Annotated in this window: 26 protein-coding genes; 15 read left to right on the top strand and 11 right to left on the bottom strand. The window is 36.6% G+C overall.

All coding sequences use genetic code 11. The features are described from left to right. The 11 genes from M998_RS19285 to M998_RS07855 all read right to left on the bottom strand — a co-directional run. On the bottom strand, positions 1 to 174 hold a 174-nt coding region (locus M998_RS19285; protein ID WP_156510939.1), incomplete at its 3' end, for a DUF2628 domain-containing protein. Between the two features lie 393 nt (positions 175 to 567). Continuing rightward, positions 568 to 915, bottom strand: coding sequence for a helix-turn-helix domain-containing protein (locus M998_RS19925; RefSeq protein ID WP_068440392.1), 348 nt, complete (start codon positions 913 to 915; stop codon positions 568 to 570). Between the two features lie 17 nt (positions 916 to 932). Continuing rightward, entirely contained in the window at positions 933 to 1,757 is an 825-nt protein-coding gene (locus M998_RS07895; RefSeq protein ID WP_068908318.1) for an MrpH family fimbial adhesin, read from the bottom strand. 14 nt (positions 1,758 to 1,771) lie between these two features. Continuing rightward, positions 1,772 to 2,302 (bottom strand): fimbrial protein, encoded by a 531-nt coding sequence (locus tag M998_RS07890; protein WP_068440398.1) that lies wholly within the window; start codon positions 2,300 to 2,302, stop codon positions 1,772 to 1,774. Then, positions 2,302 to 2,712, bottom strand: coding sequence for a fimbrial protein (locus tag M998_RS07885; RefSeq protein ID WP_231906701.1), 411 nt, complete (start codon positions 2,710 to 2,712; stop codon positions 2,302 to 2,304). The genes M998_RS07890 and M998_RS07885 overlap by 1 nt, the downstream gene beginning before the upstream one ends. 95 nt (positions 2,713 to 2,807) lie before the next feature. After that, positions 2,808 to 3,353: a fimbrial protein gene (locus M998_RS07880; RefSeq protein ID WP_068908316.1), complete on the bottom strand. Its 546-nt coding sequence runs from the start codon at positions 3,351 to 3,353 to the stop codon at positions 2,808 to 2,810. Further along, the gene (locus M998_RS07875; RefSeq protein WP_068440407.1) at positions 3,346 to 3,927 is read right to left on the bottom strand and encodes a fimbrial protein; all 582 of its coding nucleotides are present in this window, start codon (positions 3,925 to 3,927) and stop codon (positions 3,346 to 3,348) included. Before M998_RS07875 ends, M998_RS07880 begins: the two co-directional genes overlap by 8 nt. Positions 3,928 to 3,939: 12 nt before the next feature. Beyond that, positions 3,940 to 4,692, bottom strand: coding sequence for a fimbria/pilus periplasmic chaperone (locus M998_RS07870; RefSeq protein ID WP_068908314.1), 753 nt, complete (start codon positions 4,690 to 4,692; stop codon positions 3,940 to 3,942). 25 nt (positions 4,693 to 4,717) lie between these two features. After that, a complete protein-coding gene (locus M998_RS07865) occupies positions 4,718 to 7,387 on the bottom strand; it encodes an outer membrane usher protein (protein ID WP_068908313.1) in 2,670 nt (889 codons plus the stop codon). A 20-nt stretch (positions 7,388 to 7,407) separates the two neighbouring features. Beyond that, positions 7,408 to 7,941 (bottom strand): fimbrial protein, encoded by a 534-nt coding sequence (locus tag M998_RS07860; RefSeq protein ID WP_068440415.1) that lies wholly within the window; start codon positions 7,939 to 7,941, stop codon positions 7,408 to 7,410. Positions 7,942 to 8,018: 77 nt separating this feature from the next. Continuing rightward, positions 8,019 to 8,543 carry a fimbrial protein gene (locus M998_RS07855; protein ID WP_068440419.1) on the bottom strand — a complete coding sequence of 175 codons (525 nt, stop codon included), beginning with the start codon at positions 8,541 to 8,543 and terminating at the stop codon, positions 8,019 to 8,021. A 664-nt stretch (positions 8,544 to 9,207) separates the two neighbouring features. Here M998_RS07855 and M998_RS07850 point away from each other — a divergent pair. The 15 genes from M998_RS07850 (at position 9,208) to M998_RS07780 (ending at position 25,561) form a co-directional block, all read left to right on the top strand. Beyond that, a complete protein-coding gene (locus M998_RS07850; RefSeq protein ID WP_068440420.1) occupies positions 9,208 to 9,762 on the top strand; it encodes a tyrosine-type DNA invertase in 555 nt (184 codons plus the stop codon). A gap of 822 nt (positions 9,763 to 10,584) precedes the next feature. Beyond that, complete coding sequence (locus tag M998_RS07845) at positions 10,585 to 11,115, top strand: fimbrial protein (protein WP_068440423.1); 531 nt, start codon at positions 10,585 to 10,587, stop codon at positions 11,113 to 11,115. A gap of 82 nt (positions 11,116 to 11,197) precedes the next feature. Beyond that, positions 11,198 to 13,681, top strand: coding sequence for a fimbria/pilus outer membrane usher protein (locus M998_RS07840; protein WP_068440426.1), 2,484 nt, complete (start codon positions 11,198 to 11,200; stop codon positions 13,679 to 13,681). 25 nt (positions 13,682 to 13,706) lie between these two features. Continuing rightward, positions 13,707 to 14,444 (top strand): fimbrial biogenesis chaperone, encoded by a 738-nt coding sequence (locus tag M998_RS07835; protein WP_068908327.1) that lies wholly within the window; start codon positions 13,707 to 13,709, stop codon positions 14,442 to 14,444. After that, positions 14,441 to 15,445 carry a hypothetical protein gene (locus tag M998_RS07830; RefSeq protein ID WP_068440431.1) on the top strand — a complete coding sequence of 335 codons (1,005 nt, stop codon included), beginning with the start codon at positions 14,441 to 14,443 and terminating at the stop codon, positions 15,443 to 15,445. The genes M998_RS07835 and M998_RS07830 overlap by 4 nt, the downstream gene beginning before the upstream one ends. 743 nt (positions 15,446 to 16,188) lie before the next feature. Continuing rightward, the gene (locus M998_RS07825) at positions 16,189 to 16,509 is read left to right on the top strand and encodes a helix-turn-helix domain-containing protein (protein ID WP_068440434.1); all 321 of its coding nucleotides are present in this window, start codon (positions 16,189 to 16,191) and stop codon (positions 16,507 to 16,509) included. Between the two features lie 199 nt (positions 16,510 to 16,708). Beyond that, positions 16,709 to 17,251, top strand: a complete 543-nt coding sequence (locus tag M998_RS07820) for a fimbrial protein (RefSeq protein ID WP_068440437.1) — start codon at positions 16,709 to 16,711, stop codon at positions 17,249 to 17,251. A gap of 81 nt (positions 17,252 to 17,332) precedes the next feature. Then, positions 17,333 to 17,869: a fimbrial protein gene (locus tag M998_RS07815; protein WP_068440440.1), complete on the top strand. Its 537-nt coding sequence runs from the start codon at positions 17,333 to 17,335 to the stop codon at positions 17,867 to 17,869. Positions 17,870 to 17,957: 88 nt separating this feature from the next. Continuing rightward, positions 17,958 to 20,438 (top strand): fimbria/pilus outer membrane usher protein, encoded by a 2,481-nt coding sequence (locus M998_RS07810; RefSeq protein WP_068440443.1) that lies wholly within the window; start codon positions 17,958 to 17,960, stop codon positions 20,436 to 20,438. Positions 20,439 to 20,476: 38 nt separating this feature from the next. Continuing rightward, the gene (locus M998_RS07805; RefSeq protein WP_068440445.1) at positions 20,477 to 21,226 is read left to right on the top strand and encodes a fimbrial biogenesis chaperone; all 750 of its coding nucleotides are present in this window, start codon (positions 20,477 to 20,479) and stop codon (positions 21,224 to 21,226) included. Between the two features lie 10 nt (positions 21,227 to 21,236). Then, positions 21,237 to 21,851 carry a fimbrial protein gene (locus M998_RS07800; protein WP_068908311.1) on the top strand — a complete coding sequence of 205 codons (615 nt, stop codon included), beginning with the start codon at positions 21,237 to 21,239 and terminating at the stop codon, positions 21,849 to 21,851. Continuing rightward, positions 21,851 to 22,972: a fimbrial protein gene (locus M998_RS07795; RefSeq protein ID WP_068440452.1), complete on the top strand. Its 1,122-nt coding sequence runs from the start codon at positions 21,851 to 21,853 to the stop codon at positions 22,970 to 22,972. The genes M998_RS07800 and M998_RS07795 overlap by 1 nt, the downstream gene beginning before the upstream one ends. Positions 22,973 to 22,982: 10 nt before the next feature. Next, complete coding sequence (locus M998_RS07790) at positions 22,983 to 23,546, top strand: fimbrial protein (protein ID WP_232007517.1); 564 nt, start codon at positions 22,983 to 22,985, stop codon at positions 23,544 to 23,546. Positions 23,547 to 23,576: 30 nt separating this feature from the next. Beyond that, on the top strand, positions 23,577 to 25,235 hold the full coding sequence (locus M998_RS07785) for an O-antigen ligase family protein (protein WP_068908309.1): 1,659 nt from the start codon (positions 23,577 to 23,579) through the stop codon (positions 25,233 to 25,235). Between the two features lie 125 nt (positions 25,236 to 25,360). After that, positions 25,361 to 25,561: a DUF4762 family protein gene (locus M998_RS07780; RefSeq protein ID WP_068440463.1), complete on the top strand. Its 201-nt coding sequence runs from the start codon at positions 25,361 to 25,363 to the stop codon at positions 25,559 to 25,561. Positions 25,562 to 25,586: the final 25 nt, after the last annotated feature.

Below are 25,586 nucleotides of genomic sequence, written 5' to 3'. Positions count from 1 at the left end.
TAAAAAATAAATAAAGCCAAAGAAAAAGGCGAAAATATTCATATTAATTAGAATTCGTCCGCCAAAAGATTCCGCTTTTAATGCGGCTTTAAACTCAGGCGTACTTGGTGAACCATAGGTGTCAAAAAATTTAAAACGTTTTTGCCATTTTTCTGAGTATTGCTTATTTTCCATTATCATCTCTATTTAATGTTATCGTAAATAATAAGCTGGAATGATATAGAGTTATGATTAATTATGCTATTTGATAAGCAAGTGAATAATCTGAATATTGTAATAACTGAATTTTTATAGATTATCGGGTAAGTTATTATTAATGAGATTCTATTTAGGTATAAACACTTATTTTAAATTAATCTTATTTTAGAGACTAATTCGATTTATTTTACTCTGTTACAGGACTAATTGATTACAGTTCTAATTTAAATTAGGTTATATCAAAATAATAGCAATGTATCGAACAAATAGAATTCTCTTTACGGTATTTTAAATTATATGGGTAAATAGGCGCGGTCATGAGTGAGTTGACCGCGCTATTGAGTGGTGACAAATGATAAGCGCATGGCGTTATCTTAGTAGCGTTATTTCAGCGGCCAATTGCATCGAATCATGAGATTGCATTAAATTATGTGTACCATTTATCGAAGCATTTCCTCCGTTATCGACTTCATTGGAATATTGCTCGGTAATATCCTCTAAAAACCAGTTCATTGGTGTTTTCAATGCAACGGCAATTTTGAATAAACTCAGAAGGTTAATTTTATTTTTCCCTCTTTCATAACGCGATACTTGCTGTTGGCTGACATCCAATAGTTTCGCGAGTTGCGAGCCGGTATAGCCAAGCTCTTTACGTTTTTTTAAAATACGCTGACCTATAGAGTAATGGATCCTTTCACTATCATTTCTTATAGACATAATGATGACCTAATTGTTTATGGTACTGTTAAAATAAGTGAACCTGCACCTTGAAAAGGGCCCGCTTTAACACGTCCATTGGTTTCGAGTTTTGACGTGATCCCCACCTTAACGCCTCCGCCCGCCGGCACTCTGACTGACACGCCGGTTTGCCCAGGAACGGTATTATTGAGAAATAAATTGGCTTTTAAGCTGCCATCGTCTCGTAATCTGACTTTGCCGTTATCCATACCTGAAGCGATAACTAATACATCCATTTGAATGTTACAAGTGACGGTAAAGGATGATGATTCGGTTGCGTTTGGAAGGCTGACTTCATCAATATCACCATAGTTAATATCAACACTGGCTTCAGATATTTTACAGGCACCAACAGGTGGCGGTGCGATACCACACAACGAACCGGGTAATAAACGACCTGATGATTCCACTAAGCCGCTACTAACACTTTGGTAAAATAATCCTACGCACTCTTGGTTTTTAGCTAATGATTCGCCTACGTGATTAGTTCGTCCATTGATGGGAAAATTAGTAACTCTTAATACTGCGGCACGCACTTCTTTCATGGTTCTTAGACCAGTGACCTCGACGAGGGATCGCGCGACACTTCCTGGATTACCCGTTGCCGTATGTTTATGGTTTATGTTGATAAAACATCTTGACCAACCATAACAAGGGCTAGGCGTTCCATCATTTTCTTCATCCCAGCGTTCAATTACATAAGCATATTGTGCATTACTGGGTGTGCCCGTTGCTTCTGTAATATAAGAAAAGATTGCCGCAGAAGCAGGGAGAGAAGCGGTCGCTATACAAGCAAGAGATAAATACGATAACCATTTCATGTTAATTAATAGCCTTATTCGTAATCGAGTTTAAATGTTGCGATGGCATTGAAAGGGCCACGTTTGATTTTTTGTTGTGCGATAGCATCCGGTTCACCTTTTAAATAAGCCTTAAATTTTAATTGAGTTGAGCCATCAGCTAAGGGTAATTTCTCCCCTTTTTTATTTATGGGTAAAAAAGTTCCTGCGCCATCTTCGATACCAATAACAAAACCATTGGCACTACTACTATCTTGGAGTGCCAAGTAACCGGGAAGAATTACGCTTGGGGTACCTGAAAACGTCACATTGACTGATTTGCCAATACTGGTATCACACTCCGCTAAATTAATCGTGAATGCTTCGCTAACTGTTCTACCGTAGGCATACAGGTTTTTATCTGGCACATTACCAAAATCTAATCGCACGGATTCATCACCGGGTTTGATGATGCAAGGTTCTTCCACCAAGATGCCGTGAAAATGCAAATTATCGGGAATGGCGAGTGCAATACCCTGAATCGATAGCAGTACCATCAATAAACTTATCTTTACGTATCGGTTCATTATTGATACTCCGCTAGCAATGTCGCTGTAACAGAAAATGCCCCTTCAGGTAAATCACTTCCCGGACGTTTAATTGGCACTGCTTTTAATGAAGGGGGCGTCGTTGGCGTAATGGCGATACGTTTATTGATTTCAAAAGGTTTACCATTTTGAGTGAGGCGAATAGCAAGGTTATTCACATTAGTTTGCAGTGCCGCACTGTCAAAATTGCTTTGAGGCCCAATAATGGAAAGCCCAAGTACCCAACCTTTACTATTTGCAGCGCACACCAGTTTATAATCCACTTCTTGGGTATAGTTGATGCCATCAACCCGATGGATCCCGACGTTTTTACCAAAGAAGACATCAATGACGTTATCGTCTTGAATAGTGCAGGCTGGCGGTTCAAGTAAAATGCCATGCAGTTTCATGTTGTTTGCTAATGCAATATTGTTTGATACAAGTATTAATAGGCTAATCATGAGAGTGCTTTTTGATATAAAGGGAAACATAACGGAGGCTCCTCTCATTGATAGTCGATTAGTAAGGTGGCAACCGCTTCAAAATAGCCGCCAGTTAAGGTTTTACTCATATCTCTTACTGGGACAACGGAGAACTGAGGTGCATTCGGATAGGTGAAATTAATGGTTTGCCCTACCGGTAATTTGCTGTCATTGCGCATAACTGCAATACCTAAGCCTTCAATGTTGGTCGAAAGCGATTGAGTATCAAAGTCAGCGGTGTTGCCTTCCACTGACATTTTCATCGCTTTGCTAGGCATTTTTTCACACTTAATATTGTAATTAACGGGCATTTTGTAAGCGCTGCCATCAATACGGGTCGACATGACTTCACCAAAATTAATATCGATTAGATTGCCGTCATTGATCACGCAAGGGGGTGGCGCAAGTACCACACCTCGAATATTGACGTACACAATACCGGGAGTTGCACGCGTTCCAGCCGAAGGGAGCACGCGTGATTCCGGTAAATTCGCTTGCACAGTTGAAGCGAAAAGCAGCGTCGCTAGCGCTAATTTTTTATGATGTTGCCATTTAATCAAATCAGTCATAATTCACCCTAAAATCCATTACGGCTCTGAATTGGCCTTCACTTAATTTTTCGGGCGTCCTAACCGGCGTGACATAGTAGGTCAGCGAGCCTTGCGGAAATTCTAAAAATTGGGGACGACCACGTGAGCCAAGGCGAATATCATTCTTTTGTTTATCAGTCACTTTTAACGCTAAGCCTGAAACCCCTTTAACGGCGAGCATTTCAGGGTAATGCGTGTCTGCTGGCGCAACGAATGATACGGTGGCGATAGGTTGCATCGCATCCCAAGTTGGGGTATCTGTTCTTTGGTCATACATCACACCTTGAGTACGGATGCAGTCACGAAATAGAAGCGTAAATGGAACAGGTTCTGCCTCATTTCCTGCTTTACGTAAGCGATATGCAGGGACATCACCAAGAGAAACTTCCTGCCATGCCGATGCCATATCAAGCCTACAAGGTGCTTCAGTCAGTTGCCCATTAACCCTTATTTGCCCATGTAGCCCTTCGACTTCCCAGTTGTCGATAGCGAATGCTGCTAAGGGCAATGCAGCGCAGAGCGCGACAATGCGGTATAGATGTGTCCTTTTCATACCGTCCCTCCGTTATTGATCTGAAACTGAGGCCACAGTGCAATTGACGCCGTTACAACGAAAGGTCAATTTAGGTCTGCCGCCGTAATCATTGATATAAGTCAGCACAGGAGATGATCCTAAAGTATTGGTATTCCCTTTCAGCGGTTTGCTGCCTCTGGGATCGATCATAACCGGCTCAAAGTTATTGATAGTATTACCGTTCAGATCCTTTGCTGCATCGACAATGGTGATGAAATAAGGGGTTGGGTTATTGAGCATATAGCCGTCACCTTGACGTGTTAGCGTCAATTTTTCCTGCCACGGGGTGTCTAAATCTGTTCGTGATGCATACAGCGCTTTTGGACGATAAAACAGCTTGATACGCGTCTGTAATGCAATTTGCAGCACATTAGGCTGTGCACTTTTTGGTGGAATTTCACGCAAATTAAAATAGAAAACACTCTCTCTATCTTGCGGTAATTTACTGATATCAGGGAGAGATTGAATTTTTACTTGGCTTTTTTCGCCCGCTTCAATGCGTTGAACAGGCGGAAGTACAGTTAACGGTGACTCAACTTTTTCACCTTGTGCATTTTCAATCCAGCCTTGTGCTAAATAAGGTAGATCTTTATTTTGGTTGGTGACGTTTAAACTGATCGTCTTTTCTGTACCATTAAAGATGACACGAGTTCTATCAAGTGCAATTGCCGCATTTGCGTTATTGGACACAAGCGTGGATAGACTGATAATAGAGGTCAAAAATACACTTTTTCTTATGTTCATAAATATCAACTCTTCTCAATAAACCTTAAAATGAAGCATCATCAGTGGTGTAAGTAATGTCAGGTCGTGACAGTAACCAACGCTGGCTTGGCTCAACTGCCTGTTTTGGAGCAATATCTTGTGTGGCAGGCTGTATTACGACTGGCGTAGTGTTAGCGGTAGCTGGGTTTTCACCACAAGGCAGCAATAATGAATTAAATTCAGTTGTTTCAATTGATTGTGGTATTTGAATACGGCACTGGGTTGCACCATTCCAAGTCACATCCAAAATTTCATTTGGATTTATACCTGAGAGGTAAACTGAGCCATTGTCGTTGACGATCCCAACCTCATGCTTTTTGCTATTGATGACAGAGGCGCCAAAAGGTGGATAACTTCCATCAGCAAGCCCGAGTCGAACCATTGTTTTCAGACCGGAAAGCACCTCAAATTTACGATAAGCAATAGCCCCTTCTGTTACGGTTAACTGCTTGACTGACTTGGTCGCTTCGATATTGTCCGGTAATTTATTTAGGTCAACGCTGGTGCTAGTACGGTAATAATCGTTAATATCGGAAATAACCGCTTTACCAAATCGGTTGGTTCTGGCGTTCGCCCCAAAGCCTTTGATTGGTACATCGGCAACACCATCGGTATCAGCCATGATCCGGCTAGCACCCGGAATATTTATTCGGTGCAGTGCCGCACCATATTGAGTTACTGTTGCGCCGCCTTGCAAAGAAAGAGCCGCAGAGGCGTAATCACCAGCAACATAGCTTGCGCTTGTTGTCACGGTGGCGGTATCACCGTAATGAAGGAAGTAACCATTTCCCGCGGCTTTACCTCGTGAACTAAGTCCTGTGCCTAGACGATAGCTACTTTTCTCATCTAACCTGTCGTAATAACTGACCGTATGGGAGTTACCTGTACGATTGATAACACTGTTATAGCTAATGGTTGCTGCATCAGACCAAGGCATAGAGAAATTTAGGTAAATACCGTCGTCATTTTTTTTGCCTTCATACTGATTACGAAAAGCAGATAAGCTCGCGTTGATATTTTTAAAACGACCAAGATCGAAATATTTCGATATGGACAAGTTATAACGCTTAGTATTCGGACGGTTCCAATAAGTTTCATGGCTGTAATTCAAATAAGCACTCATGCCAATATCAGTAAATTGCTTATTTAACATGATCGTATACAGTTCTTTGGTATTCTCTTGAGCAGAACTACGATAGCGCCGGTCAAGGTACTGATTCATATTCATGAAGTCGCGTTCAGAAAACCGATATCCAGCAAAGGTTACTTGGCTATCATATTGTTCAAAACGTTTGGAATAACTCAGACGATAAGAGCCACCGGTATAAGTTTTGTTATCAGAAGGTAGTTTGGCGTGTGATTCTGTGACATCAAAAGATATTGCGCCAAACATCATTAAGTCACGGCCAATACCAAGGGACAGTGCATTATAGTCGCCAGCACCTAAAGCGCCTCCATATAAAGACCAACCGTTTGATATTCCCCAAGAAAATTCACCCAATGCAAAACCAGGACCTTCGGTATGATGTTGAAGATTACTTGGTCGGCCTCCCGCAAATTTAAACTGTATGCGGCCAGGGCGCGTTAAGTAAGGAATGGTTGCTGTATCAATTTGGAACTCTTGAGTTGAGCCATCTTGCTCTTCAACTCGCACATCCAGTTTACCGTTTACGGCATCACTCAAATCTTGGATACGAAAAGGCCCAGGGGCAACTTGCGTCTCATAAAGTACGCGACCTTGTTGACTGATAGTGACTTTCGCATTGGTTTTCGCAACGCCACTTACTTCCGGTGCGTAACCTCTTAGATTTGGTGGAAGCATGTTGTCATCAGACATCAAGCTAGCCCCAAGATAGCGGAATGAGTCAAAAATACCTGAACGCAAGTATTCTTCACCAAGTGTTAATTTGGCATTGAGTGATGTAATGGCTCGGTAAGCATAATATTGGCTCCAATCCCAGTTTCGTTCGGTGGATTGACCGGATGTATCATTATAATTCGCCTGCCAATTAGCACGAACGCGCCAAGCACCCAAGTTAAAACCAGCGACACCATTTCCGCTGATTTGTCGGCTGGTTTTGGCATTTTTAGGATCGGTAATTTGTGTATTTAAGTTGTAATCGAATAGTGCACCTGCAACACCATTATCCCAGCGAGCCGGGGGATCCCAATTATCAGACGTAAACTCAAGATAAGCTTGTGGGATAGTGATAACCACAGTTTCACTCGCAAGAGAGCCACTTGTTGTCATTCCGGGTAGCGAGTCTATTTTGAGACACTGCCCTTCATTCCACCATTGTAATTTCTTCTGCCATTCATCTTGTAAGGCAAGTTGTGACATAACGTCAGGGGATAGACAAGGAACGGTTTCTTGTGGGTTATTTGGTGATGCAACATAGCGAATATCATAAGTTGAAGGAAGTGTATTATTATTCAACTTAATATAAAAAGGGTAAGTGCCGGGCATAATATAGCCGGCATGGGTAAATTCGCTTAAATCAATATTACTACGATCGTGAAGATCTAATATATCCGTATTAAATTCAATATTTTCATTAGCAAAGGTATATTGACCCTGTGTAATTGCAATAATAACCATTAATGTAACTGGATTAAAAATATAACGCGCTGAGTCAGTTAAGACTTTATTTTTTTTATTGAATAGCAGAGTCATAATAGTCCCTTCGCGGTAACTCAGTAATAATCCATTTTGAATCGGATTGTTGTTTGATAATTCCCTGATTTCAGACGCTGGTTATTACTCACTAAGCGCATACCGTAATTAAGTGTCATCGTGCCTGATTCTATTGCACGTGTTGGTAACGGTTTTCCAGGAAGAGCATGATTTCCGAACGCATCAAAAATCTTTAATGAAACCCCTCTGGCATTACCGAATAATCGAAAATTATCGCCATCGAGTGGAGCGTCAAAAGTAATTTCAAACGATTGCCAATCAGGTTTTCCTGGTGTTAATGGTGTCAGGGTGCAGTTGATCAAACGGATAGAGAATGGGCGGGTAGGCCCTTCTCTATCATGTATCATTTGACTAACCGGGATTGTCATTAATTCAATAGATTGATCTCGGCTTCCTGCATCAATGGCGCAGGGGCTATCAATAATAGAGCCTTCTACTGAGACATATCCGTTTCCCTGGTCCGCATAAGATGCACACGCAGGTATAACCATCATTCCTGAAAGCACCATGACAAAAATGCCAAAGTGATTCATAAATACTCCGTGTTAAAACAAGATGATTTCATTACTCAGATAAAATTAGGCCGAACATCCCTGTTTTGGCCTTTCCATTATTGGTAATTTAAAGCAAATGTAGCGATAGCTTTAAACGCACCTGGAGTTGCAGCATTTGTTTTATCGCCTTGCAGATAAGCGGCAAAGTTTAGGTCGTTGTTGCCATCACGTAGAGTTTGAGCGTCTGATGCTGTACCTAATTTAATTTGTTTACCGCCCGCGTTAGTAATAACAATCGCTGCATTTTGTGCTTTGCCATCAATAGCTAAAGAGCCATCAACGATTGCACTAGTTGCGCCAGTAAAAGTGGTAGTGACTGTTTTCAATGTTTCAGTTGTGCAGTTTTCGAGTGCAATTTTAAAATCGCGAGAGTTACTACGGCCGCCGTCTTTTAATTCAGCTGTCGCAATTTGCCCCATTGGAACTGTTTGCTCTGATGTTTCAGGTGTAATTGAGCAAGGTGCATCAATGATAGAGCCTTCAAACGTAACAGTACCGTGACCTTGATCTGCTGCATTAGCTGCACCCGCAGTAATAGAAAGTCCTAAGCCTAAAATTAAAGCAAGTTTATTAAGATTCATTTTATACATTTCCATTAAATAAAAGACGTTATAAATTTGGATAAAAACAGCATATTTATTAGCTATTTTTATTCTTATTGATTTCCTTTGTTTCATCTTAATTTGATACAAAAATGATATTCTCTAAAAATCATTTTCAATGAACAAAAAACTGAACAATATGCATCAAATTGACCAGTTTAGATTTTCATTGCGTCAATGGTAATATGAAAAAATAAAACACTTTATTTGACGACAAATAAAGTATTTTATTTCTTTTTTTGTTTTGCTAAGGAGTGCGAATAGATAGTAAAACTTTTAATGACGGAAATATTTTTTTCTGTATAAAAATCATGGTTTTTATTTTCTTATAAATCAATGATTTGCATAAAAACCTTATTTTTGAGTAACGATATTTGACTTAAACTTACAATAGAATAATAATACGAACAGTTTGATGCAAAGTGTTAATTTTAAAAACAAAAAAATAACTTTAAATTGTATTTTTTTTGTCAATAATCTGAGATTGATAAAGAGAGATAGTTAAAAGTATCTCAAACTTTTGGTGTTACCTGTCAATAATCAATGATTTTTTCCTGTTCATAAAATAATCATTCATTTATCATTTTCTAAGATTTGATATATTAGGTTTATCTTGTGGTTTCTTATATAGGAAATGAAAATTGTGACGCAACGTAAATTTCTAACTCGGTTTGAAATTAATGCAATATTAGATGAAGCTAGAAAAGGCCGATATTCAGAACGTGATTATTGTATGTTATTGATGTGTTTCATTCATGGTTTTCGTGTAAGTGAATTGTGCCGGCTGTCATTAAAAGATATTGATTTAAATTCCAAGGTTCTTTATGTCAGGCGATTAAAGGGGGGATTATCCACAACACAACCTTTAATTCCCAATGAATATAATGCATTAAATGCGTGGCTTGAAATTAGAAGCCAATGGCGCGATGCGGATTCATCATTAGTTTTTCTCTCCCAAAAAGGCGGTGGAATTTCAAGGCAACAAGTGTACGGGTTAATTAGAGCCTATGGAAAAAAAGCCAATGTCTCGATAGAGGCTCATCCTCATATGTTAAGGCATTCCTGTGGTTACGCATTAGCCGATTTAGGTCGTGATACTCGATTAATTCAAGACTATTTAGGGCATCGTAATATTTCCCATACGGTTATTTATACAGCAAGTAATGCAAAAAGATTTTATGATATATGGGATATGTAGTCATCAATACTAATTAATGAATTTAGCTTTAATATTTATTAAGCAATAATTTATTTAAAGATAATTGTAAATTATTTTACTGGTCTATTTAGTGGGTATTTTTATATTATTTTTTTCATAAAATATCGTCAATGAGTACTAATTCAATAGTTAGCATAATGAATTACCCTTATGATGCGTTTATTTGTACTTTAAAATAAAACCATTTCTACACATATCAAAGGTACAGTCATTTCTAATGTCTGTACCTGAGGCTAATTTCAATTTTTAGTTTTTAATATACAGTTTACTCGAGCTATTTATATACCGATACTGATACCGTTGTGAAATTACACTATCCTATATTTAGGTTATTGGAATGATTTTAAGTGTTTTTGACTAGATGGTTAGATGGACCAAGAAAAACATGTATGTTTTTTGAAAAAAACACCTGTATTAGTAACTAATTATTGAATGAATGTAAGTAAATATATTTATAAACTCATAAATAGAGTATTTTTAAACATCTGGTCAAATCAAATACTCACCATAGGTGTATTTTTTATATTTTGATTATATTGGTATTAAATTCTTTTAATTTCTGTTTTTTTGGAGTTTAATTCTAATATTGTCACTTGGATCTCATAGACCAAAAAAATATTAATTATTCATTAAATAAAAAATAACTTAGTTTTCAGTCTATTATATAAATATATTTGGTTACACTCTACAGGGTAAATACATAACTTGACAGTATTTTAATATCTATTTAATGAGTAGTATTCATTTCGTTCTCAAACATAAAAACATTGTTTAAAAATTATTTTAATAAGGTAAATAGAAATGAATAAAACTTTAATTGCACTTTTATTAGCAGTAACGACAACTTCTATTTCTGCTATGGCAGCAGATGCGGGTTCTGGAAAAATCACTTTTAAAGGTGTAGTAAATAGCGGAGCATGTACTATTGCCCCTTCAGATGTTAATAAAGAAGTTGAATTAGGCAATATCGCAGCAGCCAACTTAAATACAGCGGGTAAAACAGGTCCATTAAGTAATTTTGAATTAAAATTACAAGATTGCCAATTAGATTCAGGCACTCCAGGTACGCCTTATTCTAAAGTTAAAATTGCATTTAATGGCCAGCCTGATGTAACAACATCAAGTTTATGGGCAAATACAGGTAGCGCAAGTAATGTAGCAGTTGCGTTCTTTGCTAATAATGGCACAGCGATTAAACCAGGTGATGTTTTGGAGCAAGCGATGAACTCTTCAGAAACCACAATTAACCTTTCAGCTCAAGCTCAAGCAACAGGTACTGCAACTGCGGGTAACATCAACTCGGTTGCTAATTATGTATTAAGCTACGAGTAAAAATTTTATTTTGAATTAATTACTTTGCGCCATTCTTGGCGCAAAGTAATTGTTGTCACTACCTTCCCACATGAGTGAACTTATGTATTTTAAGAAAAAAAACATTTGTTATATTATTTCACTCCTTATATTTGGAGGGTATTCAAATGCAGAAACGTTTAATATTAGAGCACTCAATTTATCTGTAGAAGATAATATTGACTTAAGCTATTTTGAAAAAAATAACTTAAGTGAAGGCTTGTATGAAGCTGATGTTGTTTTTAATGATAAGCGAACTTTGCGAAGTGAACAAATTAACTTTATAAATAAAAATGGTATTATTGAAGCTTGTATTACAAAAAAATTATTGGACCGTTTTCCTTTAACCCATGAGGCTAAAGATAAATTAATTTCTACTCAAGATGATGACTGTGTTAATTTATCTACTCTTGATGATAATGTTTCAATTGATTTTAATGATAGCGAACAAATTCTGACTATTTCAGTCCCACAAAAATATACTGAATCGACTTATTCATCTTGGGTAAGCCCGGAACTTCGTGACAATGGTATTGCAGGGCTAATTTTCGATTACACCATTAGTGATAACCATTTTTATCGGAAAGGATCAGGAAATCGTAATAATCTTAGTGCGTTCGGTAACGTAGGTGCTAATTTTTCGGCATGGCGTTTCCGTGCAAATTATCAATATGAAAATACATTGCTAGACTCTAATCGTAATAGTGACAAAAAAAGCCGCTTCGATTGGGAACAGGTTTATGCATTCCGAGATATTGCCAGCTTATCTGCGAAACTATTTGTCGGTGAAATTTTTATCAGATCTGATTTATTTGATAGTGTGCGCTTTAAAGGTGTGAGTGTATTTACTGATGAAAGTATGATGCCGCCTAATTTAAGAGGGTATGCACCACAAGTCACCGGTATAGCGGCATCGAATGCAACGGTTACTCTCTCTCAAAATGGACGTATTATTAGTCAAGTTAAAGTTCCAGCAGGGCCTTTTGTTATCAAGGATTTAAGTCAATCAGTAATGGGAACGATTGATGTTACTGTGACAGAGGATAATGGTAAAGAGACCAAATTCCAATTTACAACAACCAATATCCCCTTTTTAACCCGCAAAGGCCAAGTGAGTTATAAAATGAATTTAGGTCAGCTATCACCACAATATAGTGGTCATACTGATGATAATTTTATGACAGTAGAAAGCTCGGTGGGTATTTTAAATAATACTTCACTATTTGGCGGTCTGGTTGCCACGTCAGGCAATAAATACCGTGCCATTAACGTAGGTATTGGCCAAAACTTAGGTTTTTTAGGTGCATTTTCTGTCGATATTACACAATCTTATGCTGATATTTTAACAGGCGAAGAAAAAGGGAAAAGCTATCGTATTAATTATGCAAAAGATTTACCGAGTATTGATGGTCAATTGACATTGACGGGATATCGATTTGCAGACAGGACGTTTAACTCATTATCAAATTTTGTTGAACAAAATTTTGCAGATAAAGATAGGAGTGATGTCAATAAAGATAAGCATGTATTTTCGCTTTCATATGCGCAGCAATTACATTTTATCAATGCTAGCGCCAATATTACCGCATCACGTAAAACCTACTGGAACGGTAAACAAAATAATTATTTCAGTATTGGACTTAATAAATATTTTAATGAAGGCTTAATGAAAGGCGGTAACGTCTCCGTGTCGTTAAACCAAGCTCGTAATTCAAACAATAAAACGGATAACCAAGTTTTTTTATCGATCAGTAAACCGCTTAGTTCAGAGAATAATAATACATCAATATCTTACTTTGCATCCTACAGTGATCAAGATAAACGTTATGCCAATAATGTGAACTATAGCCATTACCTTGATAAAGACACTAACTATAACCTGACGGCATCAACGCAAGATGGACTATCCCAAGGTATGGTAAGTACTTATATTTCTCATCGTGGAAATGCAGGGCAGGTTCAAATGAGCAGCACATTATCAGATACAATGAATTCAGCCAGTATTACGCTGAATGGTTCAATTACTGCGACGCAACATGGTATCTCAGCTCACCGACTAACCTATCGTGACCAATCTCGCTTAGTGGTTGATGTTCCTAGGGCGAAGGGTGTCATTATTGAAAATGGTAATACCACAACAAATGATTATGGGCTAGCGACAATAAGTAACGTACCAACCTACTATAATATGGAATATAAGGTTGATGTAAATAAGTTGCCTGAGACAGTTAATATTGAAGAAAATGTTCTAGAATCTACACTTACTGATGGTGCTATTGGTTATGTCAAAATTGATGCTGATATCGGTAAATCGTTAATAACGCGTATAAAGCAAAGTAATGGGCAATATCCTCCATTGGGCGCTGTTGTGACCAATGGTTCGAATGGTAAAGTTTCAGGAATTATTGCTGAATCTGGCATTGTTTACTTAACTGGGTTGAATATGGGCGATCAACTCAGTGTTAATTGGGGAGATAATCTATCTTGTACTTTCTCCGCAGACGGTATCCTTGCTAGAAACAGTGACACAATTTTATGCAATCACTAAAGTGATTACAATGTCGGTGAATAAAATGACTCTATTTAAAAAAGTACTTTCTGTAGTTTTATTATCCAGCGTGATGAGCCAAGCGTATGCAGTTCTTGGTTTAGATAGAACTCGCATCATTTTTAATGAGGAAGATGGTGGTACAAGTGTTGTTATTGAAAATCAAGACAGTACGTCTTCATTTTTAGCGCAAACCTGGATAGAAACCCCTGAAGGGAAGAAGCTAACCGACTCTTTAGTTGCACTACCTTTTTTGCAGAAAGTCAGTCCAAAACAAAAAAAACAGATAAAAATTACGTATATGGATGGGCAGAATTCATTACCACAGGATAGAGAAAGTTTACTTTATTTCAATTTGTTGGGGATCCCTCCTCAAGGAAAAGAAGCGAACGTGGTGCAATTTACCATTCAATCTCGCTTAAAATTATTTTATCGACCTAAAGGTATTGAATATAAAATGTCGGTTGATAAAGATTTTCAACGAGACTTGAAAGTGGTTAAGCAGGGTGAAAACATCAAGCTGACTAACCCAACCCCATTTAATATTATTATCACTAATATCAATGTTGATCAGAATAAAGACAATAATTTTCCTGAAACGATTGTCGCCCCTTTTAGTGATTCTGTCGTGAAATTGAAAAACCCATCATGGAATAGTTTTGAAGTGGCTTATATTGATGATTTTGGCGGATTAAAATTTAGTAAGTATCAGTGTAATACAACGCAATCATGTGAGTTGATATCTTCGGTAAAAAATAAATGAAAAATGCCAATTCAGCGAAGATGAATCTCAGAAAAAGAGTTATGCAAAGCATGTTGGGAGGATTATTACTGACCTCGGGGACATTCGCTTATGCAGGCGTGAGTTGCACATCAAACGGTGGTGTTTCTTCGGGAGGAGGTGCATGGAACCCTTCTCCTGAAGTCTTCATTGATATGAATACTGTTCCTGGCTCTGTTCCTCCAGGAACTTTACTTGGTGTGGCTAACACTGGTTGGTTTTCATGGCGATGTGTTTTTTCGGGTACAGCAGAACAACGCACTATCTGGTTTAATAATCAAACATCTCAAGATATTAAAAAATTGCTACTGAATAGTGGTGTTAGGCTGTATCAAGAAGGTCCATATGGGGGAACGACGGTAGAAGTCACACAGACTAATACTCCACCATTAGTCGTCGGTTCTTGGGCAGCAGGAGCTCCAAACATTGCATTTGGCTATAAATATAAAATTATTAGAGGGAGCGGGGAGCTAAAATCTTTTGATACAGGAGTTTTTCCTGTTGGTTATCATCGAGATTATCAAGGCAAAAGTTTTGGTGATATGTACTATGCTCGAATTATCGGAAAACTGGTGAACTATTGCCCGACACCAATTGTTATAATGAATAATAAAGTTGTTGATTTTAAAGAATTAACTCCGGAGAATTTTCAGAGTGGAAAAACAGTCAAAGAGAATTTTTCTTTGGATTTAGTACCCGATTCAACATGTAATGCGGCATTAGAAGTGAGTGTTGCATTCCAAAGTAATAGTGGTGTAATAAATAAAAAATATATGTTATTTAATAATGGCCTACAGGCAGTTATTACGGATAAAAGTACAAATCAAGTGGTTTCATTTGATCAGTATTATTATAAAGGGGCAATAACTCAACAAAGACCAGGATATTTTCAATATAGTGTTGAGTTGTCCAACAAGGACAATGAACCAATCAAATCAGGACCATTTAGTAACACTGTAAATGTGTTGTTCACGTATCGATAAAATTATATAGATAACTTTTTAACAGAAAGCCCATCATGCAAAACATGATGGGCTTTCTGTTTTTATCACTAGATAAAAATGAGATGGTTTATAATTTCAAGTATTAATATTTATAGTATATCGGGTCGAAACATATAGCCAAAATATCATTTTGGTGAAGCATATTCTTGATAATTTAGCGTGTCTTTAATGGAACAGAGGTAACCATTTTTGTTGGTTAATATAAAAATTTATTTGATATTAAATTTTCAAACACTCTATGTTATATGACCGCTCAGTTTTACCAATTGTATAATTAAAAGTCATACAGACTAAAGTATCGGATAAAAACAAAGTCTAATTTTGATAGATTTTCATGGGTAAGATAATTCTTAAAAAATGCATCCTAGGTGCACTTAACTCAAATGAGGAGTGATTTAACCATAATATTTGTTTGTTTTTCGATCCAAATACTCAGTTTATGTGTTTTTATGGTGTTTAAACATATTCAAATGTATCAAGATGTAAAATTTAGCTCTCATTTTTGTTTTGTTTTAAACCTAATTCCTTGTTATATATTGAAATATTTTTAATGATCTCGTTTTTTCGTAACATTTCATTATTTCAATAGGATATTAAAATTTTATGTTAAATATTCATTTGTACTATCTATTATACAAAGCAAATAACCGACCGTATAATCATTTCGAACCAAAAGTGGTGACTAACAATCCATTATAATTATATTGTAAAGGTTAAATAAAATGGCTTATTTTTCTAATGAAATAAATAAAGATGTAGGGCTGTATTTGAGGGAAATAAGAAAAGAAAAAAATTTAACTGGAAATGAACTCGCCAAAATTTTAAAAGTAAGTCAACAACAAGTATCTCGTTATGAAACAGGAAAGACAAAATTAACATTTGAAATGATGGATAATATATTGACTGCACTAAATAAAACATGGCGAGATTTCTTTAATAATGTTATTGATAAGCACGATAGTGAGAAACTACAGCGTATTGTAAGGAATGAATCTATTTATTATTCTACGCTAGACAAAAATTCAAGAAAACTTTGGCGATAATTTATTATTCTAATTAAAAATAAATGAGTATTAACCTTACTTTTATTCTCTAAATAATAGAAGTAATTGGTATGCTTGAAATTAATAAGATGATGACTTTATTGGAAGTAATTATTAATTAAATTTAATGATTATTTTTATCTAAAGTTGTTATCAACAACTATCATTGCTAAATATATAATAACGGGATTAAATAATCATGAAATTGAATAAATTTATAGTAGGTACTGTATTTGCATCAGCTTTTGCTTCATTTGCTGCAATGGCTGCTTATACAGGTACACCAACCAACGGTACCATTGAGATCTCTGGTGAATTAGTCAATTCTGCTTGTGGTCTTAGCGAAGAATCAAGTCCTGTAAAAGTTAACTTTTATCAGATTCCTGTATCCAATTTAAAAAATGGTGAGCGTGCAGGTAACGTTAAGAAAAATATCGAATTACAAGGGTGTGATACGACAGTTGCTCAAACTGCAACTGTAACTTATACACCATCAACTGTTAACCCTAGTGATGCAAGCTTAGCCGCATTTACTTCAGGTACTGCAAGTGGTGCTGGTATCGGTTTAAGAGATAATGGTAATAAAGACGTTGTTTGGGGGCAAGCATCGACTGCTGTTAACTTAACTAATGGCAAAACGACAATTCCATTTGTTGCTTACTTAAAATCAGATAACCCATCTAATGCTGTGACCCCAGGTAGTTTTGATTCAACGATTAACTTCCAAGTTGATTATCAATAGTTGGTAATTGATTTTATGTAAAGATGCGGAGTATTTAATACTCCGCAATATTAATTTTCATATAGTCACACGGTATTTCCCATGATAATTCGAGTTATAAAAATAGCATTAAGCTCTAGTTTATTATGGCCCTTATTAAGCTGGGGAGGTATCGCTAATAACACACCTGGCGATATTGTAATGCAGGGTGAATTAATTGAAGCCTCATGTACAATTGATCCTGTTAGTCGAGATCTTTGGGTGGATTTTGGTGAAGTAAGTGCAAGAGAAATAACACCTGAAGAAAATTTAGCTGTTAGTAAACAATTTCAAATAAAGCTTATTGGCTGTACGTTGCCTTCGTCTGATAAAGGTAGTGCATCTCGTGCTCAAATAACAATGATGGGGGCATCTATTGATGATAATTTACTTCAAGTTAGTGGAGAATCAGAAGGATTTGGAATTCAATTAAAAAATTCACATGGGGAAACTCTTAAACTTAATACCAAGATGCCTGATTACACCCTACTTGAGGGGCGCGATAGGTTGGACTTTACCGCCACACTTATTGCTTACCAGAAAAATATAAAAGCAGGTGAGTTTACGGGAACATTACGGTTTAGAATGGATTATTTCTAAAAAATTATAAATAAAATATTTACCGTTTAATCTCATAAATTTAATTGGGATGATTTCTAATTTTGCTAGTGAATACAGAGTAAATATAATGATTATTCTTAGTGGTAATATATTTAAGACGAGAAATTTGTTTGCGATATATATTGCAATGCTCTGCTATTCAATAAATGTTTTTGCAGATGATATCGTTGAATTTAACACGGATGTATTAGATGTTGGTGATCGTGATAATATTGACTTAACACGCTTCTCTAAAGATAACTTTGTATTTCCTGGCTCATATTTATTGGATGTTTATATTAATGGTCAATCTTTATCTCAGCAAAAAGTAGCGTATATTGTTGATCCTGATAATAATGAAAAAACGTTAGTTTGTTTTACTCAACAACAAATCGAAATGCTAGCATTAAAAGAAGATGCACTAAAAAAAATTCAGACCATATCTTCAGATTGTTCGAATATTACATCAATTCCCGGGGTTAAAATAAATAATCATGAAGGGAAACTTGATATTACTATGCCACAAGCCTGGATGAAATACACTGATCCAGACTGGGTGCCACCAGAGCGTTGGGATGCTGGTGTGTCAGGTTTACTGTTTGACTACAATCTAACGGGAACAATTTCGCGTTCTTTAAGAACACACACAAATAAGCATTCATTATCCGCTTATGGGCAGACGGGTTTTAACCTTGGAGCATGGCGCTTTAGGGCTGATTACCAAGCTAATTATAATGAACGTGGTGATAGAAAATTTGATTGGAATCAGTTTTATGCATATCGCCCATTAATACATATGGCGGCCAAATTAACGTTTGGTGAAATTTATTTAAACTCTCAAGTCTTTGACACTATTCGCTATACAGGAATTAATTTAGCCAGTGATGAGCGAATGTTGCCTCCTAATTTGCGTGGTTATGCGCCACAAATTAATGGGATTGCGAAAAGTAATTCAAAAATTATTGTTAGCCGAGCTGGGCAAGTTGTGTATGAAACAACCGTTCCTGCCGGGCCATTTAGCATTCAAGATTTGCAAAGTTCAATTCGCGGAACACTTGACGTTAGAGTGGAAGGTGATGATGGTGATGTTTCAACTTTTCAAGTCGATACGGCGAATATCCCTTATTTAACCAGACCGGGATATGTGCGGTATAACATTTCTGTGGGTAAGCCATCGCGGTTCAATCACAAGCCCGAAGGTTCTATGTTTGCGACAAGTGACTTTTCTTGGGGGCTAAGTAATAACTGGTCTTTGATTGGAGGGGCTCTGTTTGCAGGCCGAGACTATAGTGCGTTTTCTGCGGGTATTGGGCGTGATCTAGCCGTTCTTGGTGCACTATCAGCAGATATCACTCAATCTATTAGCCGAATTCCGGGGACTAATACCGAAACAGGTTCATCTTTTAGACTTAGTTATTCTAAATCATTTGATGAGCTTAATAGTACGATCACTTTTGCCGGATATCGATTTTCACAGGATAAATTTCGTACATTATCTCAATACTTAGATGAACGTGAAAATAAATATATCGGTATAGGGCGTCAAAAAGAGATGTATACCATCACAGGAAATAAAACGTTTTGGGCGGATGATCCTGATTGGCGTACAACTTTATTTCTAACCTATACCCACCAAACATATTGGGATCAAACATCACAAAATAGGTATGGCTTATCGGTTGGTCGCTCATTCCGTTTATTAGGAATTGAGGGCGTATCAACAAATATTGCAGCTTATCGCTCTGAATATAGAGGTAGACGTGATGATAGCGTATCGCTTTCTGTTTCAGTTCCTGTAGGGGATAGTCGCTGGGCAGGTTATGACTTACAAAATAGCGGTAGCAAGACGAGTCATATGCTTTCATATAGTGACAACAGGGATTTCAATGACTTATGGCGTATTAGAGCGGGTAGAAGTGGTGATGATCGTGTCCAGTTTGATGGCTATTATCAAAAGCGTACGCAGCTTGCAGAAGTAAATACCAACATTAGCTATCAAGAAAGACAGACTGCATCGATTAATGGAACATTACGTGGTGGTTTTACTGCAACAAGGTATGGCGCTGCATTACATAACAGCAGTGCAACGACTGATACGGCAAGGATCATGGTTGATACAAATGGGGTAGGTGGAGTGCCATTCAACCATGAAAAAACGCGAACAAACTGGAAAGGTATTTCGGTTGTACCGGATATTGTGAGTTATTACAGTTTCGATACACGTATCGATGTAGATAAATTGAACAGTGATGTTGATACCAATAGAGCCATTGCTACATCCACATTAACGGAAGGTGCAATTGGTTATCAGCGGTTTGATGTTGCCAAAGGTGAGAAATTAGTCGCCACAATTAGTTATAACGGTACGGTGCCTCCATTTGGAGCAGATGTGACTAACCCTGATGGTGTTAATGTGGCTATGGTAATGGAACAAGGATTTACATATCTAATGGCGGTGAACCCTCAAGAAATTTTAACCCTATCTTGGGGGGGGAAAGCACAGTGTAAAGTTCATCTCCCTGAAAAGATTGAGTCAGGTATGTCGGTCTTATTACCTTGTCAACAGTGAAGTGATGCTCAAAATAAGTCTTAAATAGGATAGAGAAAATGGTGATTCGGATAAATCAATGGGTAGGTTTGCTGGTGTTCATGATGAGCGTTAGCCAATCACATGCAGGTATTTCACTCGATAGAACGCGACTGATTATTACAGGTGATGAAGCTTCTGCTAGTGCAAACTTATCGAATACAAGTTCAAGTATTCCATTTTTAGCTCAGGCGTGGGTTGAAGATGCTAATGGCAAAAAAATTACGTCACCATTAGTGGTGCTACCACCATTACAGCGGATTAACGGTGGGCAAAAAGGTGTAGCTAGAGTTTCTAAAACAGCTGAAATCGATAAGCTACCACAAGATAAGGAAAGCTTATTTTATTTGAACGTTCGCGAAGTTCCACCAAAACCGGATAAACCAAATGTTTTACAGCTGGCGATGCAATCACGTATTAAATTATTTTATCGGCCGACAGCTATTATCCCAAAATCGAAAAGTTCAGTTTGGCAAGATCAGATTACATTCCAAAAGCAAGGAAATAATTGGCGAGCAGAAAACCCAACACCCTACTACGTTACGATTATTAGCTTAAACGATAAATTGATTACCGAAGGTGGTAAAAAATTGACGGATTTTCCTGGGGTAATGATTGCGCCAAAATCAAATTTAGATATTAAAGTCAATGGTGCGAGTAATAGTTTCACCATGATGTACGTTAATGACTATGGTGGGCACCCTGAATTGAAATATAGCTGTAATGGAAATTCCTGCAAAGCCTTACCAACAGAGCAACAACCGCGCTAGGGGTATCATTATGAAAACTAGATACTTAGGAATCGCATTATTTGGACTTACAAGTTTTTCGACAATAGCGGAATTGGCGGATGATAAAATATCTCGTCAAACCTTACTTGATGTCCACAGTACAGTACATTTTCAAGGAAGTGTATATGCATCACCTTGTGTTCTTGAGCTAGATACTCAAGAACAATACGTTGATTTAGGTGAGATAAATTCAAGAACTTTCCGCCGGATTGGCGATAGAAGTTCACCGGTTACGTTTAGTGTGAGATTAAAAGACTGCCAGCGTGGGGCATCAAAGTCATTTGCTAATTCAGGGGCAGAGGCAGTTCAAAATAGTAAACGCTATTACCTTACAGGAGAAAGTGCGGTATCGATGAGTATCGTCGGAGAACCTGATTTTTTTAATCCTGATTTGGTGCGTATAAGTGGCGGTGTAGATGGCGCTGCACTACGCATATTTACTCAACACAATGAAAATTTGATGCTAAGCCAGCCTAAAATATCGTGGGTCATTAAGCCAGGTGATAATAACATAACATTAAATGCAGCTCTTGAAGCAACAAAATATACTGTTTCGGCAGGTAATTTTAGAGGAATAATTAGGTTGAAAATGGAGTATTTATAATGACTATTTGTAAAAATATAAAACTAAAAAGTATGGTCATTATATCAAGCTTGTTAGTAACAGCTTTACTACCTATAAAAGTTTTAGGGTATCCCCATGGTTCAGTTATACCGGAAGGTGGAACTTACACATTTGAAGCTCGAATGAATAATCAATTATTGATTAATGAAAAAGATGCTGAAACTGTATTTAATTACGATGTTGGTAATTGGCCATTTTTTGATATTTATTGTCAAACATATATGAAACCAGGGGGACCTAATAGCGCTGATCCTGACTCTGGAATGACGTTTGATTTAACCTCGACAATGCCACGATCGATGCAAAATCCGGGTTATCTCAACTTGAATGAGTATTTTGATGTAAAAGTTGAAATTCAAATCGGTGGAAGGGTAAATGATAAAATTTCCGTACCCGCGGCTAATCTCTGGAATGGTGGGTCGGATCCGATGGAATGCCAACCAGCCAGTTCGAATAGCCGTGAATATGGGGTTACGTTACAGACAGGTTCAAGCGGGCGAGTAACCTTCAGGTTAAAAAAACCAATTATTAACGGTATTACAATTAACCAAGCAGAGCTAGTTCAAGTGTTTGCAAAGAAAGGACATCCAACCAACGGAAGTACTTCTTTTGCTGCAATACCTTCGACCCGAGTGGTGTTAGCCGCAGGGATCATTACGGTTGCCGATGAGTGCACTATTAATGAAGGCAACCCAATTAATATTCGTTTCGGTGACGTGGCTAATACAAGTTCACAGTTGAATGGAATTAATTATGCTCAACCTTTCCTAATACCAGTGAAGTGTAGAGGTGGAAGTTTTACAACAGGTGATTTAAACATCAAATTATCGTTGCTTCCTGGCGCTTCAGGAGTTGCAGATTTTAATGCGGATTATTTTGGAACATTGAGAGCAGGTAATAAGCGTACAAATCTAGGGATTGTTATTAAAGACAACACGATGGGAACTGTAGTTAGGCCAAACCAAGCATATCAAGTACCTAACTTCGTGAATAACCAAGGTACTTGGAATCTAACGGCCGCGCCGATCGCAGCACCGGGAAGTACAGTGGATGAAGGTGAATTTACAGGAACTGGTACTATTCTTGCTGAATTTCAATAGGGGGTAGGTGGTGTTGAGTAATAATCAGATTATATGTGCAAAATTGTTGGGTATTGCGGGCTTATTTTTATCAGGTTCAGGACCATTAATAGCGGATATTACTCATACAAATATGGGGAGTTATTCTTTTGAAGGTATGGTTGTTGTAACTCCTTGCCAGATATCCCCTGGGAGTGAAAAAGTCCCCGTTAATTTTGAACAGGTATCTGTTAAAGAGCTTTATACCGCGGGGAAATCAAAGCCTTTGCCTTTTTCAATTAATTTAATTAATTGTAATATATCGGTGTTTAAAGCAGTCACAGTGATATTTAATGGAACTGAAAATATAAATCTTCCAGATCATTTAGCCATTAATGCTAAGAGTGAGGCATCAGGGATTGGTATTGGGCTTTTAAATGAAAACAATACAGAAATTAAATTAAACCAACCATCATTAGCACAAGACCTTGCCAATAATGATACGGAAATCAAATTTAAGGCTTATATTGAAGTTGAACCGGAAGCTCTGAGTAATAAAGCGATTACATATGGTAATTTTTATAGCACGGCTTATTACACTTTAGAATATCAGTAAAGAATAATAAAATATAGGAATGAAAAAGAAGTGATTGTAAAGCATGGAAATGGATATAATTCATGGATTGTTAACCTTTTTGTTGTTATTTTTTTAGGTGTAATATTACATATTTATATGCCTAATTTGGGTGGGGCAGGTTTATCTCTACCAATAAATATTATTTCTTGTTGCAGTGTGGCATTATTTATCGTTGTTATGAGTGGTAGTCAATTAAATAAAAATAACTTTCATTACTCTGTGGCAAGTCAATGGATTTCGATTGGTTTGATTATTTTGATTGTTCTATGCTTTTTATCTCCTACAACTTATCGATATAGTGCTTATTTGATAGCTGCATGGATTGTAGGTGCATTGATTTTTTATTGTTTACTCCTTCAAGTTAATATTACGGAAGTTGGTTATGAAATTATACTATGGAGTATTATATTTTCAGCCATAGTTGAAAGCATTTTAGCCTTTTTACAGGTCTTTGATTTATTACCACTAATAAGGTTTTCTTATCCGTCCTTATCAGGTGATAGGCCATATGGTATATTTCAACAGGTAAATGTTTTTTCAAGCTTTATTTGTATTGGGATAGCAAGTGCATTAGGGTTAATAATTAAGTTAAATAACAAAAGTCAGAATAAAAAAATAATGATTGGTATTTCTCTTATTTTGATGAGTTCTGTATTGCCGTTATCCCAATCGTTAACGGGTTATTTAAGTTTATTTTTAATTGTTATTGCTTTTTTTGTTTTCTCAAAGAATAATCGTAAGGAAATTACATTTCTATTTCTATTTGTTATTATTGGTCTTGTAATAGGATATGGTATTAAGATTGGATTAAATATATCTGATGTTTCTGAAACTAAACTACAAACATCACATATTCGTTGGGTTTTATGGCAACACAGTTTGTATCTTTTTAGTGACCACTTTTTTTTTGGAACTGGGATTGGTAGTTTTGAGTCTGTTTTTTTAGAAACTTATGGTGGCGAATTAATGGGCATTGGTAGAAAAACAATGTCTCATCCTCATAATGAAATATTGCGTTGGATGGTAGAAGGTGGAATTATAGGCTTAATAGGTATATTGTTTATTATTATTGGTGGGATACACCTTAGTCTTTCATCAATAAAAAATAATAATTATATTTATTTGATAATAGCTTTCCCGATAGTGTTTCATATTATGACTGAGTTTCCACTATGGCTATCGACCCCCCATGGTGTGATATTAATGTTATTATTGCGATGTGCTGATAACCCAATGAAAAATTATGTGTTTTATAAGCCTTTAGCAATTGTTTTAAATAGTGGGATAGTTATCTTTGGTTTTTGTTCAATGATTTTGTTATATATGGCATTACAAGGTCAGCAATATTTAACATATATTGAAAAAACGGGACAACAAAAAATTATTTCAATGATGAAATCAGATTCGAATAAATGGAATTATGCCTTAATATATGACCGTTATAATTATGATTTAAATATGGGAAACTTGCTTCTTTACAATGAAAATCAAGATGATAATTATTTGAAATCATTTGATCATTGGGCTGAAGAATACTCTAAAGTATATTCGGATGCTAATGTGTATTTTTCTTGGTATTTGGTTTTGAATGAACTTGGTGAAAAAGAAAAAGCAAAAGAAGTTCATAAGAAAGCAAAGCGGTTTTTTGTTAAAGATGAAAGGTTCTAATAGTAAAAATGTGAATTTATTTATTTTGTTTTATATATCAACAAAGTAAATTTCAAGAATTTATTGGTAAGTGTTTTCCAATAGATAGGTGTTTTATTAAATATATACTTAAAAAAGGAAATTAAATGAAAAATTTAAATGCTATTGAAGCTGCTGCTGTAATTGGTGGAACTAAAAAAGTATGTACAGATTCTTATGAGAAAATCACTGTTGGTGGTGTTTCATCTTGTAAGTTAATCACGACTTGTACTGATAAGCATGGTAATAAAACTTATCAGGCTAAAAACGTTGATGCTGCAAATTGTTCAGGATCAATTACACCATAAGAGCTAATTAGCTTATTTAGTTGAT

This window comes from Providencia heimbachae ATCC 35613 (genome assembly GCF_001655055.1).
GTDB lineage: Bacteria > Pseudomonadota > Gammaproteobacteria > Enterobacterales > Enterobacteriaceae > Providencia > Providencia heimbachae.
The sequence above is the reverse complement of the archived record's forward strand: the minus strand, read 5'-3'. Positions and strand labels throughout refer to the sequence as shown.